Genomic DNA, 10292 nt, shown 5'->3' on the forward strand with positions numbered 1-10292 from the left:
TCCATGCCGCAGCACCCGGTCGGATCGGCGGGCCCGGTGACGCCCACGGACGTCGTCGTGGAGGCGGTGTCCAGGCGGCAGAAGCAGGACGCCCGCACGGGGACGTCCGTCAGCGCGGCCGCGAACTTCAGCTGCTGGGCGACGATCCGCGCCTCGGCGTCCTTGCCCTGCCGTCGGAGGCACTCGTGGAGCCCGTGCAGGGACCAGACGTTGCCGGGGTGCTGGGAGGGACGCGGCAGTGTGTCGTCGAGGCCGAGGTCGGCGCGGTAGACGGCCTCGGCCTCGGCGATCCGGCCCTGCTCCAGCAGCAGGGCGCCGTAGGCGTGCCGGGTGGGCTGCATCCAGCCCCACGGCTCGTCGTAGGGAAGGTTGTCGTCCAGCTCGATCGAGCGTTCCAGGGCGGCGAAGGCGGCGTCGTGGTGGCCCTTGCGGTACGCGAGTTCGCCGTCGAGCATCGCGGAGGCGATCGCGAGGATGTCGGCGCAGGTGTTGTTGAAGAGCATGCGGGTCTCGGGGACCCGGAGCACCGCCTCCTGGAACAGGGTGCGTTCGGCCTCCGCCTCCTCGATGCGGCCGGTCGCGGAGAGCGCGACGCCGCGGGCGTAGTGCCGCAGCACGCTGGTCATGCTGTACAGCTCGGGGTCGGTGGGCTCCGGAAGGGCGAGGATGTCGTCCCAGCGGCCGAAGCGGATCAGGACGTGCACCCGCATGGAGAGGAAGGCCTCCAGCCAGTCCGCCATGGGCGGGCTCTCCACCCTCAGCAGTTCCTCCGGCAGGGCCTCCTCCAGCCGGTCGGCGGCCTCCAGGGCGACCTGGGCCTGGCCGAGGAACATCGCGCCGTAGATCTTGAAGTGGTGGTTGTGGGCCCGGTAGAGGGTGTAGAAGTTCATCGCTCCGGCCCGGGCCCGGTACTTCTCGTCGGCGGCGATCGCCCTGTTGTTGTCGGCGACCACCGCGCGGTAGTCGCCGCACAGCACCTCCAGGTGGGAGGGCATGTGCTGGAGGTGTCCCGCGTCGGGGACCAGGTCGCGCAGCCGGTCGGCGACGGGGAGGGCCGCCTCGGGCGTCGGGGACATCTCCATCAGGTGGATGTACAGGTGCAGCAGGCCCGGGTGCCGTGACCCGGCCCGCCTGGCGAGCGCCGGGGCGAGGACGGCGTGGGCCTCCCGGGTGCGGGCGCCTTCGGCGGGCTCGCCGGTGCGTACGTCCCACAGCTGCCACGGTGTCAGGTTCATCAGCGCGTCGGCGTACAGGGTGGCGACGTCGAGGTCGTCGGGGGCGAGTTCGTGGACCGCGCGCATGGCGTCGGCGTAGGGGGCGTTCCACACCGAGCAGTCCCGCGCCGGGCGTTCCTGCGGGTAGCGGGCGCGCAGGGCGCCGATCAGGGCCCGCTCGACGGACGTGGAGTGCGCTGCCTTCTCATGGGCGCGTTCGACGGCGGCGTGGGTGCGGGCGACGGTCCGGATCAGGTCCTGGTCGTCGAAGAACTCCCAGGGCTTGTTGTAGTTGGGGCCGAGGGCGTAGGCGATGCCCCAGTGGGCCATGGCGCAGTCCGGGTCGGCTCGGGCGGCGGCCTCGAAGCAGGCGACGGCCTCCTCGTGGTTGAAGGCGTACGACCAGACGAGGCCTCGGTCGAACCATAGCTGCGCCTCGGGGGACGAGGTCGTGACGGTCCGGCCGTGGGTGCCGAGGTCGTAGTCGTACTCCGTGTGCTCCATGGCGCTCCCCTGCTCGCGTGGCGGCCGCCCGGCGTCCCGGGGCATTGTCGCTCGGAGCGGCGTGGCCGGCCGCTCCGAGCGACATATACCGCGCGACCCGGTGACGGGGCGGCTTCTCGCGTCGGGGAGCACCCGAATGTGCCCCTCCCCCGACGGGCCTCAGTACCGGCGGGCGGCGGTACGGCGCAGCAGGACGAACCCGCCGATCACCAGGAGTCCGCCGGCGGCCGCGGGCCACAGGTCGGCGCCGGTCTCGGCCAGCCCGCCCTGGGCCTGGGGAGCGGTGACGACGGGGGTGTCGCCCGCGTCGGCCGGGGGCGGGGTCTGCTGCGGGGCGGTCGCGGCGGCGCCGATCTCTTCCTGCGGGGCGGCGTCGGGCGCGGGCGCGGCGGCCTGGTCCTGGTCCGGGTCCGTCGTCGCATCGGTCTTCGGCCCGGTCTGCGGGTCGGCCTTCGGGGCGGCCTTCGGGTTCGTCGTCGCCTTCCCGTAGGCGCGGGGCTCCGCGCTGCGGGGGACGTCTACGGCACCGACGTCGCCCGCGGCGGGCCCGGTCTGCGGCGCCTCGGGGTTCTGAGCGGGCGGCTGTCGGCCCTGCCCCTCGTCCTGGCCCTGGTTCTGGTCCGGCCCCTGGTTCCCGCCCTGCTCCTGGTTCTGACCCTGGCCGGCGTCCTGGTCCTGGCCGGTGTCCTGGTCCTGGCCGCCGTCGCCGCCCTCACCGGCGCCGTCGCCGCCGCCCGTGCCGGCGCCGCAGGTGCGGCCGTCGTTGATGCAGCCGACCATCTCGTTCATCAGATCCTCGCCGAAGACGTTGATGAAGTCGCCGTGGTCCGTGACCGGCTTGTGCAGCTGCTCGGGGAAGGCGTCCACCGCGAACAGCGGCGTGGTGCGGCCGCCGTCCTCCAGGCTCGGCGCGTCGACGTCGTACACGATCCGCTGCACCAGTTGCGGGATGGCCTGGAAGCCGGCCGGGCACGCGCCGTCGGGGCCGGCGAACGCCACGTGGGTGCGGTGGTTGGCGCTGTCGATGTTGTCGCCGTCCCAGCAGCTCTGGAAGCGGAAGGTGCGCACGACGTCGCTGCCGTCCGGGCACAGCGGGTACTTGTCCTTGAGCTGCCGGTCCTCGAAGCCGGTGCAGCTCCAGGAGGCGTTGGCGTTGGCGGTGCCGTTGACGAAGGCCTTGGCGTCGCCGGTGATGATGCGCAGCAGCCGGGGCATGGCCGTGACCTCGGTGGTCGGATTGCCGACGAAGGTGAGCGTGACCTCCTTCGGCGTGACGATCTCCCCGGCGTTGCCCTCGATCCCGCCGCCGGGAGCGTTGGCGTCCTGCTCCTGCGTGCCGTTCTGCAGACGCAGCACGGGCCAGTAGTAGGAGGACTTGTCGCCCTGGTCGACGCAGCTGGTGTCGGCGTTCGCCAGGTCGTCGTCCGAGGCGAAGGCGTCGTTGGCCTGGTTGCCGATGTAGTCGTGGAAGTGGTGGGCGCCGTTGCTGACGCCGGGGGCGACGATCACGTTGTCGGAGTTGAACAGGCCGTTCTCGTTGACTCCGCAGCTGGTGACGAAGGTGCCTCGGGAGGCCTCGGCCCGCAGGGGCGGGTTCTGGGCGGAGGGCTGGACGGTGGTGATGTCCGCGTAGTCGGCGGCGACGGGACCGTTACCGGCCTGACCACCGTTGCCCTGCTGCCCGCCGTCCTGGCCCTGGCCTTGGTTCTGACCCTGGTTCTGGTTCTGGTCCTGGCCCTGGTTACCTTCGCCGCCCGCGTCCCCGTCGGCCTGTCGCTCATCGGTCCGCAGGGTGCAGGCCGCGAGGTCCTCCAGGCCCTCGGGGCGGTCGCCGGTGCGGTCGAGGGCGACGGTGATGCGTTCGATCGTCGCGCCGCGCTTCTCCTTCAGCGGGTTCATCACCGCGTCGTCTGCGAAGCCGGCGTCCTGCCGCACCGCCTGGGCCGACTCCTGGAGCCGGGCGTAGGCGGCGGCGATCTGCTCGTCGAGGAGGGCGAGTTCGCGGTCGACCTCGGGCGCGGCGTCCTCCGGGACGGCGGTGAGCCGGCTGCCGACGTCGGGGCAGTCGATCGTGACGGAACCCGACGTCCAGGGGGCCGCGGTGCCGTCCTCGGTGGCCGAGGCGTAGACGTTCACGGCCATCAGCCCGCCGCCGCCGAGGATCAGCGCGACCGCGGCAGAGGTCGCGCGCCGTCCGCCCGTAGGGCGCCTGCGTCTGTTGTGTCCCACGGAGTCGCTCCCACGCGTCGTCGTCGGCCGCCGGGGCATGGAAAGCCCCCGCCCTATACGCGTCGGACCCCAGGAGTGTTCAACCGTTTCGGGAATTCACAGCGACTTCTCAGAAAGGCGCTCTGTCCCGCCGCTTCACCGGCGTCCCGGCGAGCTCACGGACGGGGGCGCTGTCCGGGTCCGTGGGACGGGAGGGCGGTTCGCTTCCGGTGTCCCGCTCCGGTTCGCCGTCCGGCACGCGTCGTGACAGCGCCCGGCGCAGCCTCCGCCCGCGCCCGTGCAGCAGCCCCAGGACGATCGCGGCGGCCACCGCTATCAGGTGCTCGCGGCCGGCCAGGTTGGGCTTGGCGATCGACTCCCACACCATGGAGCCGCCGGTGAGGGTGAAGACGACGGGGGCCCGTCTGATGACGGCGAGGTAGGTGAAGAGGCCGACGACCGCGGCGGACGGCCCGGTGTCGAGCACCTGACCGGCCTCGGGCGGGAGGCCGAACCCCCACCAGCCGGGCCCCATGGCGATCATCAGGCGGGCGGTGAGGGTGCCGGCCAGCGTGGTGGCGTAGGCGATCACGAGGGTCCTGGCGCGGCCGAGGGTGACCTCGGCCAGGGCGAAGGCGAGGAACAGCTGGGTGATGCCGGCCCATACCGGCAGGTCGAGCGCGGGGACGTAGAGGGAGACCGGGGTGCGCAGCAGCGCCAGCCACAGCGGCAGGTCGCCCTGGACGCCGCCGAGGATCCGCACCACGTCCGCGCCGGCGGGCCGCTGCGCGAGGGCGTGGAAGAAGATCACGCCGCCGCACGCGAGGAGGGCCAGCAGCAGTCCGGCGGGGCCGCGCCGGCGCAGTGCGCGGACGGGGTCGACGACCATGCCGTACCACTCGGCGCGCAGGGTGCGCAGGACGAACGCGCCCGCCCTCGACGCCCGGCCGGAGCGCCGCTCCCGGTCGGCGCCGCGCGGGGGCCGGCCGCGTTCGTCCACGCTTTCCCCACGGGCGGCGCCGCCCCCGTGGCGCCGTGGTCTTCCTGGACGCACGTTCCCCAAGCCTTTCCCCAACCGCTCACCGCACGCGCGGGCGCGCGCAGCCGAATACCGTCCCGTGCGGGCGGCGTCCGCCGAGATGGCAGGGCCGCGCGCCGGGTTCGTTCGTCCTTGTAGACGCCAGGAGGGGCCGCCGGGATCACTCCGAACCGGTGGGATAATCTCACTACGTGGAACGCACTGACCAGCGGAACATGACACCGGCCGGCTTAGGTCGCCCCGGGAGCCCGACCGGCTCCGGCGCCCTCGGCCCCTTCCCGGCACGGAAGCCTGCCGCGTGAGCGGACCCTCGCCCGTGACGGCCCGGCCCACCGCCGAACCGGTACCGGCCCTGTTCGCCGACGGCCTCCTCACCGACCCGCTCGCGCTCGCCGTGCCGCAGGGCACACGGGTTGTCGTCGCGCGGTACGAGATCCCGCCGGGCGGTGAGCTGCCCTGGCACTACCACGAGGGAAGGGTCGTCGCCGTGGTGACCGCCGGCACCCTCACCCGGACGCTGGCGGACGGATCCGAGTGCGTCACCCCGGCCGGACAGGTCATCGTCGAGCCGGTGGGGCCGCGGGGCGTACACAAGGCGGAGAACCGGGGGTCGCGGACCCTGGAGCTGTGCGCCCTGTTCTTCCTCCCCGTGGACGCGCCCCTGTCGACGCGCGCGGCGCCGCCCGCGGTCTGACGCGTCCGGGCGGCCGTAGGGAACCACGCGGGGTTCGAGTCCCGGCCGGATCGGACGTGGGGGAAGTCGGCGCCGGCCGGGAGCGGCCGGTGGTCCCGGGGGACCGCGTCCGCTCCCCCACCGTAGGGCCGTGGCGCGAGGGCCGCTCGACGGGCGTGTGCGACGGGTGACGGCAGACGCGTGGCGCATGACCTCGGATACAGTGCCCGCCGGTATCGAGAGGGGACACGAGCGGTGCGCACTGGGGTGGGGATCATGGGGCGGGGCCTGGCACTGGCGGCCTTGCTCATAGGTGTGACGACGGGCTGCGCGGACACCGACGACGGCTCGGACACGCCCGGGAAGAAGACGAAGGCGCGGAGCACGGCGACCGCCACGGCCGGCACGCCCGCCGAGGTCGCGGCGAGCGGTGGAAGCGTCGGCGCCGACGGCTCCGCCTGTGAACTCCCCGTCACCTTCGACACCGCGGAGTTCTGGACCGCCGAGGCCGTCGGCTCCGGGACGGAGAGCGGCGGCAACGGCGACGAACTGGGCCAGGAACTCGCCGACGCGCTCCTGCGTCAGGGACCGGTCACCCTGGCCTGCGAGATCGACGCCAAGCCCGCCGGCAAGATCGGCTTCCTGCGGGTCTGGACCGGCAAGCCGGGCGGCGCCGCCGCGCGGACCGTCCTGGAGGGCTTCGTCACCGCCGACAGCACCGCGAGCAAGCCCCGCTACAGCACGTTCCGCACGGGCGGCCTCACCGGAGCCGAGGTGCGGTACGTCACCACGAGCGAGCTCATGGAGGAGTCGAAGACGGAGCGCGCCCTCGCCGTGACCACCGCCGCCGGCCCGGTCGTCGTGCACCTCGGCGGCATGGACGACGCGGAGCACGAGGCGATGCTCCCGGCCTACGAGCTGGCCAAGAGCACGCTCGAGGCGACCTCCTGACGGCCTGCCTCAGCACTCTGACTCAGGCACCGCCTCAGGCACCGCCGAGCAGCTCGCGCATCCTCGCGGCTGCCCGCACCGCCGCGTCCGCGCAGCAGTTGTTGAACAGCACATGCACCTGCTCGGCGCGCGCCGCGAGCGCACGCACCCTGGGCAGCCACTGACGGAGTTCGCCGTCCGCGTACTCGTGCCGGAACCGGTCCTCCTTGCTGCCCGTCCCCCAGGCGTGGCTGCGGCCGTGGAACCGCACGACCGCGAGCCGCCCGGAGGTGACGGGCGTGTCCGGCGGGATCGCGGACGGCAGCGACGGCTCCATGTCGACGGCGACGGCGGACCACCCGTGCGACCGCAGCAGGTCGGTGGTCGTCCGCCGCTGTTCGCCACGCCACCAGTCGGGGTGCCGGAACTCCACGCACACCGGCCAGCCGGCCGTGCGCTCGGCACACCGGGCGAGGACCTCCCGCGCCCGCGCGCCGGGCCGCAGCCACGGCGGGAACTGGAAGAGCACGGCCCCCAGCCGCCCCGCCTCCCGCAACGGCCGGACGCCGTCCGCGAACCGGCGCCACACCTCGTCCAGCGCCTTCGGGGAGCGGACGTCGGCGGGCAGCCCCGGCGGGAGCACACCGGGCCGGGTGGGGTGGCCGGTCAGCAACGAGAAGGCCTTCACGTCGAACACGAAGCCCTCCGGGGTGCGCCGCGCCCACAGGCCGCTGGTGCGCTCGTCGGGCAGGGCGTAGTAGGTGGAGTCCACCTCGACGACCGGGAAGCGCTCGGCGTAGTGCCGTAACCGGCCCTCCGCGTCCCGTCGCCCCGCCGGGTACCAGCCACTGCCGACGAGCGCCCGATCCGTCCAGGAACAGGTGCCGACCAATATCTCGCCCATGGCGGGCGGTTACCCCGAAGCCGGGAAGATCCGCCTCGGCCCGGCATCCGGTCCACCTGGCGCACGGGCACGCGGGGCCGGACGGACGGGCGGTCCGCCTGGCGCAGGCACGCGGGCTGCCTCCGGACGACCGGTCCACCTGGCACGCAGGTGCGCGGGGGCCGGACGGGCGGGTGGTCGGCAGGGCAGGGCCGGACGGACGGGGCGGACGGGCGAATGGGCCCCGGGGGCCGCGCGGATGCGCACCCGCCCCCCTGTGGCGCATTCTTGCTGTGTCGCTCCAGGGAAGCGGCGTACGGACGAGGTAGGGGCGATGACTGGGAGCGCCGGGGACCAGCGGGAGCCGTCCGGGCCGCCGGCCGCACTGCTGACCGGGGCCGCGGCGGACGCGCTGCGTGCCACGGGCGGCCGTGCCGCGGGCGTGTACCTGTGCTCCAGCACGACGGGCCTGCTCCGGCTGGCCGTCCTCGCCGGGCTGCCCGGACCGCTGTTCAAGCCCTGGTGGCGGGTGACCGTGGACCGGCCCTTCCCCGTCACCGACGCCTACCGGCTCGGCGTCCCCGTGGTGCTGGCGAACGCCACCGAGGCGATGCGCCGCTACCCGCAGTTCGCGGCGGGGCTGCCCTTCCAGTTCGCGACCCTCAGCGTGCCGGTCACGGCCCGGGGCCGGTCCCTCGGCGTGCTGACCCTGCTGCGGTCGGCGGCGGGCGACGCGGGCGAGATGCTCGCGGAACGCGAACGGCTCACGCGCGGGGCGGACGACCTGGCCGCGGCGCTGCTGCGCCTGGAGGCTGCCGGGGGCGTCGTGACCTGGGACGACGAGCCGATGTGCGTACGGCCGCCGGTCGCGGGGCCGGCGCCGGGCCGGGCCGGGTGGCTCGCGTGGGACCCGGCGACCGGTCTCGTCACCGCCGACGAGCCCGCCCGCACCCTGCTCGGCCTCCCGCCTGACGAGCCGCCCGGCACGCTGGGCGCGCTCGCCCGCGCCGTCGACCCGACGGACGCCCACGGGCTGCCCGACCTGCTGCGGGAGGCCGCCCAGGGCAGACCGCCGCCCCTGCCGCTCCAGGTGCGCACCGCCGACGGGAGTCTGCGGCTGCTCGAACTGAGCGCGCCCGGCGCGACGACGGACGGGCCGCGGCCGGTCACCGGTGTCCTGCTCGACCCGGGGCCGGGCGCCCTGGCCGACGGAGCGGCCGACCTGCTGCCCGAGGGCGTGTTCTGCCTGGACCGGCTCGGAGTGATCGTCTACGCCAACCCGCGGGCCGCGCACCTGCTGGGCGTGGCGCGCTCGGGGCTGCTCGGCCGGCCGCTGTGGGACGCCGTTCCGTGGCTGGAGCAACCCGCGTACGAGGAGCAGCTGCGCGGCGCCCTGCTGGCGCCGGAGCCGGTCCACTTCCATGTGCGCCGTCCCGCCCCGGTCGGCCACCGGACCGACGGCCCGCGGCCCTACGAGGGCGACTGGCTGAGCCTGGCCGTCTATCCCGGCCCGGACCTGCTCACCTGCACCGCGGTTCCGGCGAACCGGGTGGCGCACGACCCGGAGCGCCCGGCGCCCGCCGACGCGGCCGACACCGAGGCCGAGACACCGGCGCCGGACGCCGCCGCGTCGGCCGCCCCGCTGTACCGGCCCATCGTGCTGGCGATCGCGCTGACGGAGGCGGTGACCGCCCGCCAGGTGTCGGCGGTGGTCATGCAGGAGCTGCTGCCCGCGTTCGGCGGCCGCCGGCTGGCGATCTATCTGCTCCAGGACCGGCATCTGTACCTGGCCTGGGAGAGCGGCTTCCCGGAGGGGTTCCTGGCCCCGTTCGAGGGGGTGGGCCTGGACGCCCGGCTGCCCGGCGTGGAGACCCTGACCACGGGCCGCCCCCTGTTCTTCGACTCGATGGAGCAGCTCGCGCGGGCCTACCCCGGCATCGCGCTCGACGCGACGGAGGGCGCGCGTGCCTTCCTGCCGCTGATCGCCTCCGGCCGCCCGGTCGGCTCGTGCATCCTCGGCTTCGACCGCCCGCGCAGTTTCAGCTCCGAGGAGCAGACCGTGCTGACCGCGCTGGCCGGTCTGATCGCCCACGCGATGGAGAAGGCCCAGCGCTACGACACCGAGGCCGCCCTCGCCCGCGGCCTCCAGCAGGCCCTGCTGCCCCGGCGGCTGTCGCAGCACGCGGGCGTGGAGACGGCCGGACGCTATCTGCCCGGCACCGAGGGCATGGAGGTGGGCGGCGACTGGTACGACGTCGTGGAGGCCGGGGACGGACTCGCGCTGGTCATCGGGGACGTGCAGGGGCACGGGGTGCAGGCGGCGGCCACCATGGGGCAACTGCGCAGCGCGGTGCGGGCGTTCGCGCTCGGCGACCGGCCGCCCTCGGAAGTGCTGAGCGGCACCAACCACCTGCTCATCGACCTCGACCCCGGCCAGTTCGCCAGCTGCTGCTACGTCCGGCTGGACCCGGCCACCGGTGTCGCGCGGGTGGTCAACGCCGGGCATCTGCCGCCGCTGCTGCGCCACCCCGACGGACGTACCGAGGTCGTGGAGCTGCCGGCCGGGGTGGTGCTCGGGGTCGACCCGCGCGCCCGCTATCCGGCCGCCGAGCTGCGGCTGGAGCCGGGCGCGATCCTGGCGCTGTACACGGACGGGCTGGTCGAGCGGCCCGGCCATGACATCGACGACGGCATCGCGGACCTGCGGGCGGCCCTGGCGGGGGCCGGCACCGCTTCGGAACGGCCGCTGGCGGACGTCGCCGACCGGCTCACCGCGACGGCCCGGCAGGCCGCCGACCGGCCGGACGACATCGCGCTGCTGCTGGCGACCCGGCTCGGCCC

Annotated in this window: 7 protein-coding genes; 3 read left to right on the top strand and 4 right to left on the bottom strand. The window is 74.6% G+C overall.

The window, feature by feature from the left end:
* The 3 genes from ALMP_RS07425 to ALMP_RS07435 all read right to left on the bottom strand — a co-directional run.
* The coding region (locus ALMP_RS07425; RefSeq protein WP_264925430.1) for a hypothetical protein at positions 1 to 1718 on the bottom strand (1718 nt) is incomplete at its 3' end.
* A gap of 159 nt (positions 1719 to 1877) precedes the next feature.
* Positions 1878 to 3860: a DUF1996 domain-containing protein gene (locus ALMP_RS07430; RefSeq protein ID WP_264925562.1), complete on the bottom strand. Its 1983-nt coding sequence runs from the start codon at positions 3858 to 3860 to the stop codon at positions 1878 to 1880.
* 196 nt (positions 3861 to 4056) lie between these two features.
* A complete protein-coding gene (locus ALMP_RS07435; RefSeq protein WP_375803454.1) occupies positions 4057 to 4926 on the bottom strand; it encodes a hypothetical protein in 870 nt (289 codons plus the stop codon).
* 337 nt (positions 4927 to 5263) lie between these two features.
* Between ALMP_RS07435 and ALMP_RS07440 the strand changes: the two genes are divergently transcribed.
* Together ALMP_RS07440 and ALMP_RS07445 are read left to right on the top strand one after the other, a co-directional pair.
* On the top strand, positions 5264 to 5659 hold the full coding sequence (locus tag ALMP_RS07440) for a cupin domain-containing protein (RefSeq protein ID WP_264925431.1): 396 nt from the start codon (positions 5264 to 5266) through the stop codon (positions 5657 to 5659).
* A gap of 234 nt (positions 5660 to 5893) precedes the next feature.
* Positions 5894 to 6589 carry a lipoprotein gene (locus ALMP_RS07445; protein ID WP_264925432.1) on the top strand — a complete coding sequence of 232 codons (696 nt, stop codon included), beginning with the start codon at positions 5894 to 5896 and terminating at the stop codon, positions 6587 to 6589.
* 34 nt (positions 6590 to 6623) lie between these two features.
* Here ALMP_RS07445 and ALMP_RS07450 read toward each other — a convergent pair whose 3' ends face one another.
* Positions 6624 to 7472 carry a DUF72 domain-containing protein gene (locus ALMP_RS07450; protein ID WP_264925433.1) on the bottom strand — a complete coding sequence of 283 codons (849 nt, stop codon included), beginning with the start codon at positions 7470 to 7472 and terminating at the stop codon, positions 6624 to 6626.
* Between the two features lie 313 nt (positions 7473 to 7785).
* Between ALMP_RS07450 and ALMP_RS07455 the strand changes: the two genes are divergently transcribed.
* Positions 7786 to 10292 (top strand): SpoIIE family protein phosphatase (locus tag ALMP_RS07455; protein WP_264925434.1); only part of this gene is annotated, 2507 nt, incomplete at its 3' end.

It is taken from the genome of Streptomyces sp. A012304 (genome assembly GCF_026008495.1).
Lineage (GTDB): Bacteria > Actinomycetota > Actinomycetes > Streptomycetales > Streptomycetaceae > Streptomyces.

Coding starts and splice junctions, on each gene's coding strand:
- ALMP_RS07430 (WP_264925562.1), bottom strand. CDS start 3,860: ATGGCCGTGAACGTCTACGCCTCGGCCACCGAGGACGGCACCGCGGCC.
- ALMP_RS07450 (WP_264925433.1), bottom strand. CDS start 7,472: ATGGGCGAGATATTGGTCGGCACCTGTTCCTGGACGGATCGGGCGCTC.